Origin of the sequence: Actinomadura madurae (assembly GCF_900115095.1) — a bacterium.
GTDB classification, from domain to species: domain Bacteria; phylum Actinomycetota; class Actinomycetes; order Streptosporangiales; family Streptosporangiaceae; genus Spirillospora; species Spirillospora madurae.
Genome location: NZ_FOVH01000002.1, coordinates 90,434 through 109,034 on the forward strand (window position 1 = coordinate 90,434; position 18,601 = coordinate 109,034).

Annotated in this window: 15 protein-coding genes; 10 read left to right on the plus strand and 5 right to left on the minus strand. The window is 73.5% G+C overall.

The window, feature by feature from the left end:
* The first annotated feature begins 138 nt into the window (after positions 1–138).
* Positions 139–699, plus strand: a complete 561-nt coding sequence (locus BM339_RS06225) for a PH domain-containing protein (RefSeq protein WP_075020210.1) — start codon at positions 139–141, stop codon at positions 697–699.
* The gene (locus BM339_RS06230) at positions 696–2,249 is read left to right on the plus strand and encodes a PH domain-containing protein (RefSeq protein ID WP_083597342.1); all 1,554 of its coding nucleotides are present in this window, start codon (positions 696–698) and stop codon (positions 2,247–2,249) included. The genes BM339_RS06225 and BM339_RS06230 overlap by 4 nt, the downstream gene beginning before the upstream one ends.
* On the opposite strand, the gene sepH is transcribed toward BM339_RS06230, so the two are convergent.
* Positions 2,221–3,927, minus strand: coding sequence for a septation protein SepH (sepH, locus tag BM339_RS06235; RefSeq protein ID WP_075020211.1), 1,707 nt, complete (start codon positions 3,925–3,927; stop codon positions 2,221–2,223). The two genes, BM339_RS06230 and sepH, sit on opposite strands and share 29 nt — an antisense overlap.
* Before the next feature lie 422 nt (positions 3,928–4,349).
* Between sepH and BM339_RS06240 the strand changes: the two genes are divergently transcribed.
* Positions 4,350–5,282: a hypothetical protein gene (locus BM339_RS06240; protein ID WP_075020212.1), complete on the plus strand. Its 933-nt coding sequence runs from the start codon at positions 4,350–4,352 to the stop codon at positions 5,280–5,282.
* Positions 5,283–5,291: 9 nt separating this feature from the next.
* On the opposite strand, the gene BM339_RS06245 is transcribed toward BM339_RS06240, so the two are convergent.
* Complete coding sequence (locus BM339_RS06245) at positions 5,292–6,602, minus strand: D-arabinono-1,4-lactone oxidase (RefSeq protein ID WP_075020213.1); 1,311 nt, start codon at positions 6,600–6,602, stop codon at positions 5,292–5,294.
* A gap of 142 nt (positions 6,603–6,744) precedes the next feature.
* Between BM339_RS06245 and BM339_RS06250 the strand changes: the two genes are divergently transcribed.
* From BM339_RS06250 to BM339_RS06260, 3 genes are all read left to right on the plus strand, one after another.
* Entirely contained in the window at positions 6,745–8,034 is a 1,290-nt protein-coding gene (locus BM339_RS06250; RefSeq protein WP_256255228.1) for a lytic transglycosylase domain-containing protein, read from the plus strand.
* A 78-nt stretch (positions 8,035–8,112) separates the two neighbouring features.
* On the plus strand, positions 8,113–9,021 hold the full coding sequence (locus BM339_RS06255; protein ID WP_075020214.1) for a ferrochelatase: 909 nt from the start codon (positions 8,113–8,115) through the stop codon (positions 9,019–9,021).
* Positions 9,018–9,827 carry an inositol monophosphatase family protein gene (locus BM339_RS06260; protein WP_021598674.1) on the plus strand — a complete coding sequence of 270 codons (810 nt, stop codon included), beginning with the start codon at positions 9,018–9,020 and terminating at the stop codon, positions 9,825–9,827. Before BM339_RS06255 ends, BM339_RS06260 begins: the two co-directional genes overlap by 4 nt.
* A gap of 152 nt (positions 9,828–9,979) precedes the next feature.
* On the opposite strand, the gene BM339_RS49630 is transcribed toward BM339_RS06260, so the two are convergent.
* The gene (locus tag BM339_RS49630; protein ID WP_021598675.1) at positions 9,980–10,156 is read right to left on the minus strand and encodes a hypothetical protein; all 177 of its coding nucleotides are present in this window, start codon (positions 10,154–10,156) and stop codon (positions 9,980–9,982) included.
* A 223-nt stretch (positions 10,157–10,379) separates the two neighbouring features.
* On the opposite strand from BM339_RS49630, the gene BM339_RS06265 reads away from it, so the two are divergent.
* Together BM339_RS06265 and BM339_RS06270 are read left to right on the plus strand one after the other, a co-directional pair.
* Complete coding sequence (locus tag BM339_RS06265) at positions 10,380–11,033, plus strand: response regulator transcription factor (protein ID WP_024935038.1); 654 nt, start codon at positions 10,380–10,382, stop codon at positions 11,031–11,033.
* Complete coding sequence (locus tag BM339_RS06270) at positions 11,030–12,418, plus strand: sensor histidine kinase (RefSeq protein ID WP_256255229.1); 1,389 nt, start codon at positions 11,030–11,032, stop codon at positions 12,416–12,418. Before BM339_RS06265 ends, BM339_RS06270 begins: the two co-directional genes overlap by 4 nt.
* A 130-nt stretch (positions 12,419–12,548) precedes the next feature.
* Here the strand turns inward: BM339_RS06270 and BM339_RS06275 are convergent, their stop codons facing one another.
* Together BM339_RS06275 and BM339_RS06280 are read right to left on the minus strand one after the other, a co-directional pair.
* Positions 12,549–15,290 carry an ABC transporter substrate-binding protein gene (locus BM339_RS06275; protein ID WP_075020215.1) on the minus strand — a complete coding sequence of 914 codons (2,742 nt, stop codon included), beginning with the start codon at positions 15,288–15,290 and terminating at the stop codon, positions 12,549–12,551.
* Positions 15,287–16,957, minus strand: a complete 1,671-nt coding sequence (locus BM339_RS06280; RefSeq protein ID WP_024935040.1) for a serine/threonine-protein kinase — start codon at positions 16,955–16,957, stop codon at positions 15,287–15,289. Before BM339_RS06280 ends, BM339_RS06275 begins: the two co-directional genes overlap by 4 nt.
* 507 nt (positions 16,958–17,464) lie before the next feature.
* Here BM339_RS06280 and BM339_RS06285 point away from each other — a divergent pair.
* Both BM339_RS06285 and BM339_RS06290 read left to right on the plus strand, forming a co-directional pair.
* On the plus strand, positions 17,465–17,761 hold the full coding sequence (locus BM339_RS06285) for a DUF4193 domain-containing protein (protein WP_021593594.1): 297 nt from the start codon (positions 17,465–17,467) through the stop codon (positions 17,759–17,761).
* 17 nt (positions 17,762–17,778) lie between these two features.
* Complete coding sequence (locus tag BM339_RS06290) at positions 17,779–18,597, plus strand: hypothetical protein (RefSeq protein ID WP_235206393.1); 819 nt, start codon at positions 17,779–17,781, stop codon at positions 18,595–18,597.
* Positions 18,598–18,601: the final 4 nt, after the last annotated feature.

Genomic DNA, 18,601 nt, shown 5'->3' on the forward strand with positions numbered 1-18,601 from the left:
CAGCGGCGTGAGACGCGCTCCCAACTTCGCATGTGCCACTGACAAAACGGCGCCGGGACCGCGATCGTGCCGCTCGTTCCGGGATTTCCGCCCAGCCGGGGCAACGGGAGAGGGCCCCCGGCGTTCTAAACTCGCGGTGTGACGTCGGTGCGGCACGGTCGCCAGGCGGACGGCGGGGCCCCGCACCCGCCGCGTCTACGGCCGCCCGAGCACCGCGTCTCGCCGCGCGCCGTCGCCCACTGGGCGATCGAGTACCTCCTCCTGTGGGGCCTGGCGTTCGGCCTCGCCCTGGGAGTGGCCGCCTGGGCGGGCGACTCCGACTGGGACGCGCTGCCGGGGTGGCTGACGGGCCGGGTCGGCTGGCTGCCCTACGCCATCGGCGTCGCCGGGCTGCTCATGGTGACCGTCGCGCCCGTGTGGCGCTACCGCGTCCACCGCTGGGAGGTCAGCGCCGACGTGGTCTACACCCGGACGGGCTGGTTCAGCCGCGAATGGCTGCTGGTGCCCGTCGGGCGGATCCAGACCGTCGACAGCAAGCAGGGCTGGATCGAGCGGATGCTGGGTCTCGCCACCATCGAGGTCAACACGGCCTCCCACACCGGCTCCTCGGAGGTCTCCGGCCTGCCCGTGGACGTGGCGACGCGCCTCGCCGAAGACCTCGCGCACCGCGCGCACGACCTCCGCGACGACGCCACGTGAGCGCACGCCTGCATCCGCTCACGTTCGTCGTCGGGGCGGTCCGCGAACTCATCGCCCTCCTGGCCGCGGGTGCCACGGGCCTCCTGGTCGGCGGGATGTCCACGGCGTTCTACTTCACGCTGGCGGGCCTCGCCTTCGGGCTCCTCTTCCATGTCGCCAACTGGGTGACGTTCACCTACGTCCTGTACGACGACCGGATCGAGCTCCGGCGGGCCCTCATCGGGCGGTCGGTGAAGAGCATCCCGCGCGACCGGATCAGGGGCGTGGACATCAGCACGTCCCTGCCGCACCGCCTGCTCGGCCTGGCGGTCGTCCACATCGACGCGGGGGCGGACGGCGGGGAGGGGGAGCTGAACGCCGTCTCGCGCCAGGAGGCCGAACGGCTCCGCGGCGTGCTGCTCACCCGCGACGCCCCGGCCCCGCCCCAGCGTGTCCTGGCCCGCATGCGGCGCCGCTGGTACGTGTACGCCCCGCTGAGCGGCGCCTACCTGTTCACGCCGTTCGCGCTGGCGGGCAGCCTCCTCGGCACCGTCTACAACCTCGGCGACGACCTCGGCCTCATCACGCGGGAGCGCGTGGAGCGCGTCGGCCATGACGTGGTCGGCCTGCCCACGGCACTCGTCCTCGCGCTGGCCATCCTGACGCTGATCGCCATGCCGGTCATGTCGGTGATCGCCTTCACCCTGTTCAACTGGGACTTCACCGTCCGCGAGCGGGACGGCTCGGTCGTCGCCGAACGCGGCCTCGCCACCCGCCGCAGCGTCTCCCTCGAACGCCGGCGGCTGCGCGGCGTCGAGTTCGCCGACAACCCGTTCGAGCGCGTGGCGGGCGTGACCCGCCTCGGTGCGCTCATCACGGGTCTCGGGGACGTGGCGCACCGGGGGCGCCTCCTGCCCGCCGCTCCCCGGAGGGTCGCCGAGTCGCTTGCCGCCCGTGTCGTCGGCGCCGTCCCCGGGCCGCTGGTCGCGCATCCCCGCGCGGCTCGCGGCCGCCGGGTCCTGCGCGCCGTGGCTCCGCCTGGGGGCGTCGCGGTGCTGGCCCTCCTGGCCGGGCAGCCGTGGGTGGCCTACCTGTGCGCCGCCGTGGCGGTGCTGGCCGTCCCCCTCGGGCTGGACCGCTACCGCCAGCTCGGCCACGCCACCGACGGCGAGCGCCTCACGGTCCGCTCGGGGTCGCTGCGCCGACGCCAGGTGGTCGTCGAGCACTCCGCCGTCATCGGCTGGCGGATCCGCCGCACCCTCTTCCAGCGCAGGCTGGGCCTGGCCACCCTCTTCGCCGCCGTGGGCGCCGGCGACGGCGGCTACTCCGCGACGGACATGTCCGAGGAGGACGCCGTCGCCCTGGCCGCCGCCATCACCCCCGACTGGCTGACCCCGTTCCTCGACGAGCCCCCCGCGTCCAAGGGCGGGCCCGTCCCCGACCGCGGCTCCGCCGGGAACGGCAGCGCCCCGCCCGCCGGGCCGGCCGAGGACGGCCTCACCGGGCACGGCGCCCCCGGCCGGGGACGCCGCACCCCCCGGGTCACTCGGGGCGGCGGGCCCCGAACATGATCTCGTCCCAGGAGGGGACGGAGGCGCGCTTGCCCTTGGACTTGCGCCGCCGCGCCGGGCGCTGAGGCGCCGCCGGCTCGCCGCCGGCCGCGGCGGCGGGGGACCCGGTCGCCGGCTTGTCCTGCGCCGCGGGCATCGCGGGACGGCCCGCCGGCTTCTTCTTCGCGGGCGGGCGCGGCGACTGCCGGCGCTGCGGCGCCGGCTGGGGGCTCTCCGCGGGCCGCGGGGCATCCCGGCCGGGCTCCCGGGGCTCGGCGCGGGACTCGTCCGGAGCGGGCGCGGTCTCCGGCTCGCCGCCGGACTCGGCCGGTGCCTCGGGCTCCGCCGCCGGTGCCGCGGGCTCTTCGCGGACGGCCGCGGGCTCGGCGATCACGTCCTCCGCACGCGGCCGCTCGGCGTCGCCGGACGCCGCCGGCTCGTCGTGGACGGCCTCGTCCGGCTCGTCGGACTCGTGCGCGGCGCTCGCCTCCGCGGGCTCCTCGTCCGGTTCGGTGGACGGGGCGACGGTCTCTCGGACGGGGCGCGTCTCGGCGGCCGGCGCCTCCTCCGCGGGCTCTTCCGGCACCTCGGATGCCGTGCTCGCGTGGTCGCCGTCGTCCGCCCGCGGTGCTTCTTCAGGGGCGGCCGGCTCGGTGGCCTGGGAAGGCGTCGCGGCCTCGGTGGCGGCGGCGTCCGCGTCGCCGGTGTCTTCGGCGGTTTCCGCCAGGTGTGGGGCCGCGGAGCCGGGAGAGGCTTCGCGGGGCTCCTCGGCGAAGTCCTCGGGCGGTTCCGCTGCCGCACTGGGCCGGGACGATTCAGCGGGACCAGGCGCCTCGACGGGCCGGGGGGCCTCGCTGGGCCGGGGCCGTTCGAGAGGAGCGGCGGCCTCGCGCAGGGGGGCGCTCTCGGACGCCTCGCGGAAGGCGGCGCCGGGGTCGGCCGCCCGGCCGTGGTCGAGGAGATACTCGGGGGGCTCGGCGGCCCGCAGGGGTCCGGGGGCGGCGGGCTGCTCCGGTTCGGCGGGCAGGCCGCGAGCGGTCAGGTCACGGTCGCTGGAGACGACCTTCATCGCGGGACGGCGCGGGACGAGCGGGGTGACGGTGTCGGAGAGCGTCTCGTCGTCCCACTCGACGGAGGTGAGGCGGGCGGCGATCTCGTCCAGCGGGGTGACGTGCCGGCGGCGCGGGTCGAACGTCCACTCGGCGGCGTGCGGTCGGCCGCTCTCGAAGAACGACAGCCGGACGCGCCAGGTGCTGTCCTCGCACTTCCAGGAGTCCCATTCGGCCTCCTCCAGGTCGACGCCGCCGCGGCCGAGGCGCTCCTCGACGGTCTCGCCGAGCGGCGGGCCCGGGGCGGTCTCGCCGGGGCGGCGGACGGTGACGCGCTGCGCCTGCTGGGCCATGTACTCGCGTTCCTGCAGGACCGGACCCTCGAACCAGCGGACGCGTTCGACCGGGATGCCCGCCGACTCGGCGATCTCCTCCGCGGTCTCCCCGGACCGGATGCGTGCCTGGATCTCCTTGGGGCGCAAGGGACTCTCCACTTCGATCTCGAACTGGCCGAGGCGGGAGAAGTGCCCACGGACGGCTGCGCGGAGCCGGTCGTCGACGGGCAGGGTGAACCGGGTGCCTCGGCCCGCGGTGGCCAGGACGAGGTACGTACCGTCCTCGCTGACCGCGACGAGGCGCAGCTCCTGCATGCGTGTCCTTCCTGCCCTGTTCTGATGGCACGGAGGACGCCGGACCGCGCGACCGTGCTCTCAACGGTCGGCCGTCCGATGCCCACCGAGGGCGCATGCGTGCCCTTCCCCCGGGTTCCCGAGTCTCTCTTTCGGACACACCTGCTGCCAGCACCGTACCCGGCATGTCCGAACATCGCCGCTCTCGAAGCCCTCTTCACGAGGTCGAAGAGGGCACTGCCCAAGCTTGCCGGTGTCGCGACCGGCGGGGGGTCGCCCTGCCGGATTCTTGTGCATCCTTTTCCACACCGTGCCCGGCGGGCCGGGACGATGCCGCCCGTCTTGACGTTGCGAGTGTCACGTCTTGGGCAGGAACACCCGGGTCCTCCTGATCAGTTCCTGGTCGTGGGGAATCGTGGCGTTGGATAGGGGTGATACGGGTCATGCCGCGCAAGCTGCCGGATCTGAGCACGACGCAGCTGATCGCGAGTGCGGTGGCGACGTCGGTCGCCGCCCTGGGAGCGTCCTACCTGGGGGTGTACGGCACGATCATCGGCGCGGCGCTGATGAGCGTGATCTCGACGGCCGGGTCGGCGGTCGGCAAGCACTACCTCGATCAGGGCCGGGAGCAGATCCGGGAGCTGACGCACCTGCAGTCGGCGGTGCGGCGGCGGGACGCGGCCGAGAACGCGGCGGCGCGGGCGACCAGCGCGGACCCGACCCGGACGCGGGTGTGGTCGGGCGATCCGAACGCGACGCGCTTCGACCCGCCGTTCGACGGCGACCCGAACGCCACGCGCCTGGACCCCGGCGGCGACCCGAACGCCACCCGGGTGGACCCGGGCGAGGCGGTCGCCGCCGCGTTCGCCCGGGAGGCCGGCGAGGACGCCGTGCGCGAGGTCGTGCGCCGGTCCGCGCTGCTGAGCACGGTCGAGTGGGCGAAGGCGCACTGGGTGAAGCTGGTCGTGGCGTCGGCGGCGGTGTTCGCCGTCGTGATCGGCGGCATCACGATCTATGAGGCGACCACCGGGCAGCCCGTCGGGGCCGGCGGCGGCAAGGGGCTGACCGTGACGAAGGTGCTCGGCGGCGGCGGGAGCGGGCAGACGGACGACACCCCGTCGCAGAGCCCGTCCGGCGGTACGCCGGAGCCCGGTGCCACGCCGAGCGGCGAGCCGACCGGCGGGACGCCGTCGACGGGGGCGAGCACTCCCGCCCCGCAGCCGGCGGAGCCGTCCGAGCGGCCCACCCAGCAGCCGACGACCGCGCCGACGACGCCGGCGCCGACCGCTCCGGAGACGCCGGCGCCGACCGGCGGCGAGCAGGAGGGCGGTCCGGGCGCCACGAACCCGCAGGGGCAGACGGCCCCGGCGGGGTGACCCGCCCGGTCAGTCGCCGAAGACCTGCCTTGCGTAGGGGTTGGCGAAGCGGCGGTCGGGATCCAGTTCGTCCCGCAGGGCGCGGAAGTCGCCGAACTTCGGGTACGCCTTCTCCAGGTAGGCGGCGTCGCGGGTGTGGAGCTTGCCCCAGTGGGGACGGCCGCCGAACGCGGTGAGGAGTTCCTCGACGCCGCCGAAGTAGTCCTCGTGCGGGTCGCGGTGGTAGACGTGCACGGCGATGAAGGCGCTCCGCCGTCCGTGGGCCATCGAGAGCCAGGCGTCCTCGGCGGGGAGCAGGCGGACCTCGATGGGGAAGCTGATCCGCCAGTCCCGCTTGGCGAACAGGGAGCGGAGCTCGCGCAGCGCGGGCACGAGTTCCTCGCGCGGGATCGCGTACTCCTGCTCCTTGAAGCGGACCGCCCGGGGGCTCGTGAAGACCTTGTAGGACGTGTCGCTGTAGGTGCGTGCCCCGAGCGCCTTGGCGGAGATGCCGTTCACGAAGGGCGTCGCGGCGGGCGCCAGGTGCGTGACCTGGTTGATGGCTCCGAACACCGTGTTCGACAGGAATCGGTCGTCCAGCCAGTACTTGGCCTTGGACAGCGGCTCGGCGGGGCCGTCGACGCGGTTGTTGCGCTTGGTCAGGCAGCCCTCGGTGTGCGGGAACCAGTAGAACTCGAAGTGCTCGTTGGCCGCGTCGAACTCGTCGACGCGGGAGAGGACCTCGTCCCACTTCATCGGCGCCTCCTGCGCGCGCAGGAGGAAGGCCGGGACGGTCCGCCAGGTGATGGCGGTGACGATGCCGAGGGCGCCGAGCCCGGCGCGGGCCGCGTCGAACAGGTCGGGGCGCTCCTCCCGCGAGCAGGTGACGGTCGTGCCGTCGGCGAGGACGAGTTCCAGCGCGCCGACCTGGGAGACGAGGCCCGCCGCGTCGCGGCCGGTGCCGTGCGTGGCGGTCTGCAGCGCGCCCGCGACGGTCTGTTCCTGGATGTCGCCCATGTTGGCCAGCGCGAGGCCGTGCTCGTCCAGGACGCGGTTGAGCGCGTGGAGGGGGAGCCCCGCCTCGACGGTGACGAGGCCGCTCGCCGTGTCGACCGAGCGGACGGCCGTGAGGGCGGTGGGCCGGAGCAGGACGCCTTCGGCGACGGCCGCGCCGGTGAAGGAGTGTCCTGTGCCGGTCATGCGGACCGTGAGGCCGTCGCCGGCGGCCGACCGGACCTCCGCGGCGACCTCGCCGGCGGTGCGCGGCGTGGCGACGCGCCGCGGCGTGGCCTGCTGGTTTCCGGCCCAGTTCCGCCACTTCTCATGGGTCACGGGGGACATGCGGCGACTCTACTCAGATATCGATCGTGAGGAAAGTTCATGTTTATCCCGGGCGCCCCTCGGGGGCAGATCGGGCGATAACGTACGATCCGGTAACTGCCCGCAGGGTAACCGTCCGTGGCGACACGCGTTGGGATCAGTTGTGGCTCCTCCTTCAGCACCGCGCACCGGCGCGGTCGGCGGTGGTGAGGCGACCGCCGCCCCTCCGGCGGGACCGCGGCCCGGGAAGAAGAAACCGCGTCCCGAGAAGAAGAAGCGCGCTCCGCGGGAGGCCGCCGCGCGGCCGGCCCAACGGCCGGCTCGGCGGCGGGGCGGGCGGGGCCTGCCGTTCCTCATCGGCACCATCGCGGTCCTCGCCGTCGCCAGCACGTCCGGCGGCGTCTATGCGGCGCTGACCACGGAGACGACGGCGGAGGCGTCCGGCCCCGCGCAGCGGACCGCGCCGGGCGTGCCGCCGGGCGACCCGGTCAACGTGGCCACCGGCGGGCAGGTCGCGCCGCTGCGCCGCGTCGTGCCGCCCGACGTGCTCGCCGTCGGCACCGGCTCGATCCCCGCCGCCAAGATCAAGCGGATCGCCAGGCTGGGGCGCGTCAAGGACGTGATGGCGGTCGCGGGCGGAGCCGTCCAGCTCCAGGGACGCCAGGTCAACGCGTTCGCCGTGGACCCGTCGGCGTACCGGTCCTGGACGCCGCCCGGGACGGCGAAGAAGACAGAGCTGTGGGGGGCGCTGGCCGGGAACCGGTTCGTGGTGTCGCCGGCCGCCGCCGAGCAGCTCCAGCTCACCCGGGGCTACGACTACCCGGTCGTGGGCCGGACGATGCCGAGGCTGACGATGGGCGGTTCCGGCCCCCTCGGCCTGCCCGGCATCGACATGCTCGTCAGCGAGAAGACCGGCCGGGAGATGGGGCTCGTCCCGAACGTGGCGGTCCTCGTCAACGCGCCCGGCGTGAGCCCGGCCAAGGTCGTCCAGGCCGTCACCAAGGTCCTCGGCACCGGGACGAGCGTGCTGAACCTCCACGAGAGCAAGTACCGGTCGCCGTCGGACGGCGGTGGCGCGAGCGGCTACCTCGACCTGTACAAGCAGGCCGCCACCAGCTGCCCGGGCCTGTCCTGGACGGTCCTCGCCGCGATCGGCCAGGTCGAGAGCGACCACGGCCGCAACGCCGGACGCTCCAGCGCCGGCGCGCTCGGCCCGATGCAGTTCATGCCCGCGACGTGGAAGGCGTACGGGGTGGACGGCGACAGGGACGGCAAGGCCGACATCATGAACCCCTACGACGCCATCCCAGGGGCCGCCAAGTACCTGTGCGCGAACGGCGCGGGAAGGGGCGGCAAGCAGCTCTACAACGCCGTGTGGCACTACAACCACGCCGACTGGTACGTCCAGAAGGTGCTCAACCTCGCCAAGGCGTACGCGGCGCGCTACGAGTGAGGCGCGCTACGAGTGAGGCGCGCCACGAGTGACCGGCCCCTGGCGGGGGCATCGGACCCTGGCTGGTTGGATGGACGCATGACGTCCTACGACGCGTTGCTTCTGCTGTCCTTCGGGGGGCCGGAGGGGCCCGAGGACGTGATCCCGTTCCTGGAGAACGTCACCCGCGGCCGCGACATCCCCAGGGAGCGCCTGGAAGAGGTGGGCGAGCACTACCACCTGTTCGGCGGGGTCAGCCCGATCAACCGCCTGTGCCGCGACCTGAAGGCCGCGGTCGAGGCCGACTTCGCGGCCCACGGCGTGGATCTGCCGGTGTACTGGGGCAACCGGAACTGGACCCCGTACCTCGCCGACACCGTCCGGCAGATGAAGGAGGACGGGATCCGGCGGGCGGCGGCGTTCGTCACGTCCGCCTACAGCGGCTTCTCCACGAACGACCAGTACCTCAACGACATCGCGCGGGCACGCGACGAGGTCCCGGACGCTCCGGAGATCGACAAGCTGCCCGTCTACTGCGACCGGCCCGGCTTCGTCGACCCCTTCGTGGACGCGGCGAAGGACGCCCTCGGCCGCCTCCCGCAGGATGCCCGGCTGGTCTTCACCGCGCACAGCGTCCCCCTGGCCCAGCCCAACCGGGAACTCTACGAGGCCGAACTGCACACGGTCGCGCGGACGGTCGCCGAGGCGGTTGCCCCCGGCAGGCCGTGGGACCTCGTCTACCAGAGCCGGAGCGGGCCGCCGAGCCAGCCGTGGCTGGAGCCGCAGATCACCGACCATCTGGAGAAGCTGCACGGCGAGGGCGTCCCCGCCGTCGCGGTCGTGCCGATCGGCTTCGTCTCCGACCACATGGAGGTCAAGTACGACCTCGACGTCGAGGCCGCGGGACGGGCGGCCGAGCTCGGGCTCGCGTTCGCCCGCGCCGCGACGCCCGGGACCGATCCGCGCTTCGCCCGGCTGCCCCGCCTGCTGCTGGAGGAGCGCGGATGAGCCTCGCCGGTGAGCTGCTGGAGCTGGCCGCCGCCACGGCCCGCGAGGCCGGCCGGATGCTGGTCGACAAGCGCCCGGCGGACGGCCCGGACGTCGTGCAGACCAAGTCGTCCCCGACCGACGTCGTCACCCAGATGGACCGCGCCGCCGAGCAGCTGATCATCGAGCGGATCCGGGCCGTCCGCCCCGACGACGCGTTCCTCGGCGAGGAGGGCGGCACCCGCACCGGGGGCAGCGGCGTCCGCTGGGTCGTCGACCCGATCGACGGAACCGTCAACTACCTCTACGACCTGCCCGACTGGGCGGTCAGCATCGCCGCCGAGGTGGACGGCGCCGTCGTCGCCGGCGCCGTCGAGATCCCGCGCCGCGGCGAGTCGTACACGGCCGTGCGCGGCGGCGGCGCCCTCCAGCACACCGCGTCCGGCACCCGCGAGCTCCGCGTGAACGCGCACGTGCCGCTGGACAGGGCGCTGGTGTCCACGGGCTTCGGCTACGAAGCCGGACGGCGCGCCCGGCAGGCGGAGGTGCTCACCGGGGTGCTGCCGAACATCCGCGACATCCGCCGGGGCGGCTCCTGCTGCGTGGACCTGTGCTCGCTCGCGGCGGGACGGGCCGACGCCTACTACGAGCGCGGTGTCCACGCGTGGGACATCGCGGCGGGCGGGCTGATCGTCCAGGAGGCCGGCGGACGCGTCGAGGGGCTGCACGGAGCGGCTCCGGGGCCGGAGCTGACCATCGCCGCCGGGCCCGGCACGTTCGAGGCCCTGCACGCCCTCCTGGCCCCGCTCGACCCGGCCCGGGACTAGCGGGCCCCGGCCCGGACGGGACGCAGACGGACGGCATGGAGACGCGCGCATGGAGACGGGCGGCATGGAGACGGGCGAGCGCGGAAACGGGGAGCCCGGGCCGGATGGTCCCGGGCTCCCCGTTCACGGGTCGCGCCTCGCGGTTCGGCGGGTCAGTCGCAGCGGGGTGGTTCGACGCCGATGTCGTTGTTCGCTGCGATCCGGCGCAGGTCGTCGATCTCCTCCTGGCGAATGCCCGCCAGGTAGGTGTCGCCGTCTGCGTGGGCGCTCCGCAGCGACGCGTACGCGTCGTCGAGCCGCTGCTGGATCATGCGTGACAACTCGCCCATGGGCCTCCTCCCGGATCGTGCCCATGCTTACCCAGGCCTAGGCTGAAGGTAAACCTGCGCACCGATGCAATTTTCGCGGATTCTTGCGTCCGCTACGGCACGGTGTGGCGTACAAGAAGCGGAACAGCTGCTTACGGGCGTCTTACGACCCCCATGGCATATGTGAAGCAGGCATGTTCGGAAGACCCGGGGCCCGCCGAGCCCCGGCCAGGAGGGGGACCCCGTGCGTGTTCTAGTCGTCGAGGACGAGCGCGTGCTCGCCGACGCCATCGCCACCGGCCTGCGCAGGGAGACGCTGGCCGTGGACGTGGCCTACGACGGCGCGGGCGCGCTGGAGCGGGCCGGCGTCAACGAGTACGACGTGATCGTGCTCGACCGCGACCTGCCCAAGGTCCACGGCGACGACGTCTGCAAGCAGCTCGTCGCTCAGCGCTACCCGGCGCGGATCATCATGCTGACGGCGGCGGGCGAGCTGGACGACCGCGTCGAGGGACTGTCCATCGGCGCCGACGACTACCTGGCCAAGCCGTTCGCGTTCGCCGAGCTGATCGCCCGCGTGCGCGCCCTCGGCCGGCGCGCCGCGGCGCCGCTGCCGCCCGTCCTGGAGCGCGCCGGGATCACGCTCGACCCGGCCCGCCGGGAGGTCGCGCGGGACGGCCGCCCGGTGGAGCTGACCCGCAAGGAGTTCGCGGTCCTGGAGGTGCTGCTCAGCGCGGACGGCGCCGTCGTCAGCTCCGAGCACCTCCTGGAGAAGGCCTGGGACGAGCACATCGACCCGTTCACCAACGTCGTCCGGGTCACGATGATGACGCTGCGCAAGAAGCTCGGCGACCCCCCGGTGATCGAGACCGTGCCCGGAGTGGGATACCGACTGTGACCGACGAACCAGCACCCCGGAACCGGCCGGACGAGACCGGCGGCGCGGCCCAGGAGCAGGGCCCCGCCACCCGCACCGACGCCGGATGGGAGAACGGCGCGCAGGCGACCGGGCCGACCGCCGTCCCCGGCGCGGACGGCACGAACGGCGACGCCGGCGGCGCGCGGCGCGGCGGCCGGTGGCGCCGCCCCGGCCCGCAGCAGGTCCCGCAGCCCTACCCGGCGGGCGTGTGGCGCGGCGAGGGCAGCGGGCCGTTCCCGCAGCTGGACGTGGTGCCCGCCAGAATGAGCGTGCGGCTGCGCCTCACCCTCCTGTACGGGCTGCTGTTCTTCATGGCCGGGGCGCTGCTGCTCTTCGTGATGTCGGTCCTGATGGCCAACATCCTCGGCAACGTCAAGGTGATCGGCTTCGGGATCTCCGACGCGGAGGCGGCCGAACTGCAGCGCCAGTTCGTCGAGCAGACGATGAAGCAGCTCGTCGGGCGGTCGCTGCTCGCCCTCGGCGGGGTGGGGGTCATCACGCTGGTGCTCGGCTGGTTCGTCGCCGACCGTGCCCTCAGCCCCCTGCAGCGGGTCACCACCACCGCGCGCCGATTGTCGGAGAGCACCCTGCACGAGCGGATCGCGCTGGAGGGCCCCGAGGACGAGATCAAGGAGCTGGCCGACACCTTCGACGCGATGCTGGAGCGGCTCGGGCAGGCGTTCGACTCGCAGCGCCGGTTCGTCGCCAACGCCTCGCACGAGCTGCGCACCCCCCTCGCGATCAACCGGACCCTGCTGGAGGTGGCGCTCGGCGACCCCGAGGTGTCGGACGACCTGCGCGCCGTCGGCCGGACGCTGCTGGCGACCAACGCCCGGCACGAGCGGCTCATCGAGGGACTGCTGCTGCTGGCCCGCAGCGAGCGGGAGCTGACCGCCCGCACGCCCGTCGACCTGGCGGAGGTGGCGGCGACCGTGCTGGAGCAGTCCGCCCGCCGCGAGCACGACAACGACGTCACGGTGCACCCGGAGCTGACGTCGGGGGCGGCGCTCGGCGACCCGGTGCTCCTGGAGCATCTGGTGTCCAACCTCGTCGAGAACGCCGTCAAGCACAACCGGGAGGACGGCGGCGAGCTGTGGATCCGCACCGGCATGCTGGAGGGGTACGCCACCGTCCAGGTCGAGAACACCGGGCCCGTCGTGCCCGCCTACGAGGTGGAGCGGCTGTTCGAGCCGTTCCGGCGGCTGAACGCCGACCGCGTCGAGTCGGCCAAGGGCGCGGGCCTCGGGCTGTCGATCGTCCGCTCGGTGGTGCTGGCGCACCGCGGCGCGGTGTACGCGGCGCCCCGCCCCGGCGGCGGGCTGATCGTCACCGTCCGGCTGCCGCCGGCGGGCCCCGTCACATGAGCGGCGTCACATGAGCGGCGTCACATGAGCGGCGTCACGTGAGCGGCGTCACGTGAGCGGCGTCACGTGAGCGGCGTCACGTGAGCGGCGTCACGTGAGCGGCGTCACGTGAGCGGCGTCACGTGAGCGGCTACTTGAGCGCGGCCGTCGCCACGGTCGGGTCGCCGTCGTAGTCCATCGCCAGCTTCACGTACTCGCCCTGCCGGAGGACGGCGACACGGCCGTCGTTGACCAGCGGAATCAGCGCCATGTCGTCCAGCGCCACCTTCTCGGCCTGCTTGAACAGCTCGGTGCGGTTCTGGGCCGGACCGGTCCTGAGCGCGGTGGAGACCAGGTTGTCGAAGCGGTCGTTCTTGTACTTGCCGAGGTTGTAGTAGGCGTTGCCGCTGGTCGCGACCAGGTCGCCGCCCAGCAGCGGCCAGAGCATCGTGTAGGCGCCCGGGTAGTCGGGGCCGTAGGGCAGGAAGGCCAGCCCGGACGCGTCCCCGGCGATGACCGCCTCGCGGTACTTCGTGAACTCGGCGACCGGATACGACTTCATCTCCACCCGCAGGCCGAGCACCGACCTCAGCTGCTGGCCGACGACCTCGGCCAGGCGCTTGTCGACGGGCGACTCCCGGAAGTAGATCGGGACGGTGTCGCCTGTCTTGAGCCCGGCCTGGGAGGCGAGCGTCTTCGCCCGCTCCGGGTCGTACTTGTCGCAGGACGGGCAGGCGCCGGGCTTGCCGAACCCCGGGACCGATGCCGGGACGATGCCGTGGGCGGGCTTGGAGAAGCCGCCGAGCGTCAGGCTGAGCTTGCCGCGGTCGATGGCGTAGGAGACGGCTTCCCGCGCCTCCTTCGACTTCATCGGGCCCTTGGCCGTGAGCGGGACGAGCATCCTGGTGAACGGCAGGGGACGGGAGGTGACCCCGGTGTCCGGAACCGTGGCCAGCTCCTCGGTGCCGATCGTGTACCAGTCGACCTCGCCCGCCGCGTACGCCGCGCGTCCCTTGGCGGGGTCGCTGCCGAGCATGACGGTGACGCGGTCCAGCTTGGTCTTGCCGAACGCCCAGGCGGTGTTGCGGACGAGCGAGACGCTCGCCTCCTTCCGGTACTCCTCCAGCCGGAACGGCCCGTTGCCGATCGGGCGCTCGTTGTACACGGTGTTGTCTGGCTTCCCCGCCGCCTGCGGAGCGGGCATGAAGGGCGGTTCGGACAGCCGCGCCCCGAAGTCGCAGTTGGGATCGCTCAGCCTGACGACCAGGGTGGTGGGCGACGCCACCTTGACCCCGGACAGCTCCCCGCTCCCCGCGGACGATACGGAGGAGAACCCCTCGATGTCGTTCATCAGGTACGAGCCGGGTCCGGTCTTCTCCGCCGCGCTGCGCGCCCAGCCGCGGGCGAACGCCTGCGCGTCGACGGGCTCGCCGTTGCTGAACGTCGTCCCATCCTTGATCGTGATCGTCCACTGCCGGCATTCGGCGTCCGGCTGGATCGACGTGGCGAGGCGGTGGCGGGCGACGCCGTCGGCGCCGAGCTCGGTGAGGCCGGTGAACAGCTGCTTGGTGAGGAACTTCTCGGTGCCGGCGTAGGCGTGCGACGGGTCGATCTCGCCCTTGATCGTCGTCGGTGACGACATCGAGACCGGCAGCGTCCCGCCGGTCCGCCCGGTCGCCGGCGGAGTCTCCTCGGAGTCTCCGCGAAGCTGGATGTAGGCCAGGCCCGCGGCGAGCACCAGCACGGCGAGCGCGGCGCCGCCCGCACTGGCGAGGACGGTGATGCCGCGCCGCCCGCCCGTCCCGGACGGCGTGGTGAAGCCGCCGGGATGCCCGAGCTGCCCGGGATGCCCGGCCCTTGGCCATGTGCCCGGCGTGCCCCCGTTGGGCGGCGGGGCGGGGGAGGGCCACGCCGGGCCCGGCATGGGCGGCGGCGTCTGCGGTCCGGGGATCGGCGGCTGCGGGAAGGGCGGCGGTGTCTGGACGCGCAACTGCACGGACTCGGTGGCGGCCGTCTGAGCGCCCTGCGTGAGCATCACGGCGTCCGCGCCGCCCTGCGGTGCGCTCGGCTGCGGCAGGCTCCCGGCCAGTTCCAGCAGGTGCGCGAGGACCTGCTGGGACGCCGGACGCAGCGCCGGGTCCTTGCTGAGGCAGTCCGTGACGACCCGGCGCAGCGGCTCCTGGAGATCGCCGAGGTCGGGCGGCAGGTTGAGGATGCGATGCATGACCGCGGGGATCGAGTCCTGCCCGAACGCCGGGCGCGCCGTGGCCGCGTACACCATCGTCGCGGCCCACGCGAACACGTCGGCGGCCGGGCCGACCCGCGCGCCGGAGATCTGCTCGGGCGCCATGTAGGCGGGCGTGCCGATGGCCGTGCTCGACATCGTCCCGGTGGCGTCCAGCGCCCGCGCGATGCCGAAGTCGATCACCCGCGGGCCGTCCGGCGCGAGCAGCACGTTGGCGGGCTTGAAGTCGCGGTGCACGACCCCCGCCTGGTGGATGGCGGCGAGCGCGGTCATCGTCCCGATCGCCAGCCGGTCCAGGTCGGCGCCGCGCCGCGGCCCCTCGGCCGTGAGCACGTCCGACAGCGCCGGCCCGTCGATGTACTCGCTGACGATGTAGGGGCGGTCGCCCTCGACGTCGGAGTCCAGGACGCGGGCCGTGCAGAACGCCGACACCCGCTTGGCGACCGCGACCTCGGCCGCGAACCGGGACCGCGCCTTCGGGTCGCCGCTGAAGCGCGCGTGCAGCAGCTTCACGGCGACCCGGTGGCCCGGCTCGTCCTCTCCGAGGTAGACGGCGCCCTGACCGCCCTCGCCGAGGAGGCCGGTCAGCCGGTAGGAACCGAGCTGCGAGGGGTCACCCGGGCGGAGCGGGGCGACCTCCGCGGTCACTTGCTCACGGTCCCGTAGGCGTCGGGGCTCGGGGACGACTGGGTCTGCCGCCACTCCCACCGCATCGAGGTGGAGCTGGACGGGATGAACGTGATGTAGCCGGAGGCGCACTCCTTCGGGTCCATCCCCGCCATCGGGGTCTCGCGGTACTCGACCTTTCCGCCGTCGCCGTCGTCGGAGATGAGGGACAGCCTGGTGTAGCAGTTGTCCTGCGCGCCCGACGGGTAGGTGTACCGGGCCGTGCCGCTGGTGTAGAGCAGGGCGAAGCGCACCTGGAAGCTCGTGTGCCCGGACGAGGCGCTCGGCTGGTTGCCGTTGCCGTCCCACACGCCGAGCAGCCCGCCGGTCGTGCTGGTCGTCGGCCTGTCACTCGGGGTGTAGGTGTTCGTCGGCGGCGTGTACGTCGTCACGGGCGGGTCGTCGTCGCTGTTGGCGCCGATGATGACCAGCACCACGACGACCAGGATCACGATGAGCGCCAGCGCGCCGCAGCCGATCGCGATGATCGGGCCGGCGGAGCTGGACTGCTTCGGCGGCCCGTACCCCGGCCCCGGCGGGACGGGCTGCTGCATCTGCATCGGGGGCGGCGACGGCGGCATCGGCGCGCCCTGGTACATGGGCATGGGCGGCGGCGTGATCGGCTGCGGCGGCGGGGTGTTCGGCCCGCCCATGTTGCCGCCCATGCCGCCCTGGTGCAGCGGCATCGGCGGCGGGGTGATCGGCTGCTGCTGCGGCTGGGGCCGCGGCGCGGGCGGCACCGGGGGCGGCGGCGGAAGCTGCGAGGCGATCCGGGTGCCCTGGTTGAGCAGGTCCTCCTGGCCGGCGCCCTGCCCGGCCGGGGCGGCGCCGACGTGGCCGAGGAGGTTCAGCAGCAGCTGCGGCGCGGGCGGGCGCAGCCCCGCGTCCTTGGACAGGCAGCGCCCGATCAGGTCGCGCAGCGGGCCCGGCGGCAGCGCCGACAGGTCGGGGTCCTCGTTCAGGATCCGGTTGATGATGACCGGCAGCGTGTCGGCCTCGAACGGCGACTGCCCGGTGGCGGCGAACACCATCGTCGCGGCCCAGGCGAAGATGTCGACGGCCGGGGTGAGCGGCGCGCCGGTGAGCTGCTCGGGCGCCAGGTAGCCGGGCGTGCCCACCACCATGCCGGTCGCGGTGACGGCGCTCTCCTGCGAGTTCACCGTCCGCGCGATGCCGAAGTCGACGACGCGCGGGCCGTCGGACGCCAGCATGACGTTGTTCGGCTTGAAGTCGCGGTGCACGATCCCGGCCTCGTGGATGGCCGCGAGCGCGGTCACCGTGCCGATCGCCAGCCGCTCCAGCTCGGCGGCGCTGCGCGGCCCGTCGTGCGCGACGACGTCGTGCAGGGACGGGCCGTCGATGAACTCGCTGACGACGTACGGCTGGTCACCGTGGACGTCGGCCTCCAGCACGCGCGCTGTGCAGAAGGGCTCGACCTTCTGCGCCGCCGACACCTCACGGGTGAAGCGGGCCCGCGCGGCGGGATCGTTGGCCATCTGCGCGTGCAGCAGCTTGACCGCGACGTATTGCCCTCCGGGCGCCTTGCCCAGGAAGACGGCGCCCTGGCCCCCGGCGCCCAGGCGTCCGACGACCTCGTACTGTCCGAGTGCCCTAGGATCGCCCGGCTCCAGCGGAGCGGCATCCGGCATCTGACCCTCCAGTGACCCGCAGTGATGTCCGCGACATTGTGCGCCGGACCCGTCTCCGGAGTTCCGTAGCCGGCGATCGCCGGGCCGGGCCCCCGCAGGGGGTCCGCCCCCAATCTCAGGCGGGCACGATATCGCGTTAGTTCAGACGTTTCACCGAAGCGTCTGGTTCGAAGTTCCGCCAGCCGGATCGGGCCATCTCGCTGTGCCGGGCCGGTCGGCGCGCGCAACGCCCCCCGGACCGATATGATCCCCGCCGCCGCGGGAACCCCGGCAGGTGTCCCGGCCCTCCGGACCGGGCCGTGGCATTCGCCGGGTATGTGACGGAAGACACAGTACGAGGAAAGATCCGGGTGATGGGTGTCACTCGTGGGAACGGTCGCGCCTCGTGTGTCGCAGGTCACCAACCGTGACAGAATTTCCGGCCCGGATCGGGCACAAGAACGGTCCCCCGAGCGTTAGATCCGCGCGACGGGGCGCATAAAGACCTGAGGGGGATGGAGATAGAAGATGGCGACCGACTACGACAGCCCACGCAAGACAGATGACGACCTGAGCGAGGACAGCCTCCAGGAGCTCCAGGCCCGGCGGGCCGACAAGGCCGCCAGCATCATCGACGAGGACCTGGACGCCGGTGAGGTCGCCGAGCTCCCGGGCGCCGACCTGTCGAACGAGGAGCTCACCTTCCGGGTGGTCCCGCGGCAGGCCGACGAGTTCACCTGCACCCGCTGCTTCCTCGTGCACCACCGCAGTCAGCTGGCCACGGAGAAGAACGGCCGGCCGATCTGCCGCGAGTGCGCCGCCTGACCGGGAGTGGCCGCGGGGTGGCGGGAGAGATAGAACGACGCCGTGACGAGGTGGAGCCGGCGCCCGGCGACGGCTCCACGGAACTGGGTGAGCTGATCGGACGGCTCACCGCCGACGAGGACATGGACCGCGAGACCCGCGGCCGCCTGCTCGGACGACTGGCCAGGCTGCTCGGCCAGAGCGCCCGCAAGGTGGGCGCCGCGGGGATCGGGCGCGGCCGCTGGCTCGCCGACCTGCTCGTCGAGGTCGCGCCGCACATCACGATCCGCGACCTGGAGACGCTGCAGGCGCACCACCACGGGCTGATGGGCGAGGAGCTCGCCGACCGGATCGTCAAGGTGGCGGGCAACACCACGACCACGATCGGCGCCGCCGGGGGCGCGCTGGCCGCCGTGGAGTTCGCCGCCCCGCCGCTGCTGCTGACGGCGCCCGCCCAGCTCGCCGCCGAGACGCTCGTCGTCGCGGCGGTCGAGGTCAAGATGATCGCCGAGCTGCACGAGGTGTACGGGGTCCGCGTGCAGGGCACCGGCACCGCCCGCGGCGCCGCCTTCGTCACGTCCTGGGCGCGGCAGCGCGGCATCAACCCGCTGGAGACCGGCTCCCTCACCAGCGCGCTCGGAACGGCCGCCAAGTCGGCCCTGCGCAAGCGCATGCTCCGCACCTTCGGCCGCAGCCTCGGCACGATGGGCCCCTTCCTCACCGGCGCCGCCGCGGGAGCCGCGCTCAACCGCTCGGCGACCCGGGCCCTCGCGACGAAGCTCCGCAACGACCTGCGCGAGACCGCCGGCATCCCGCCGAGGCTTCCCGGCGACGACACCCGCGGCCTCACGCCCTAGCCGG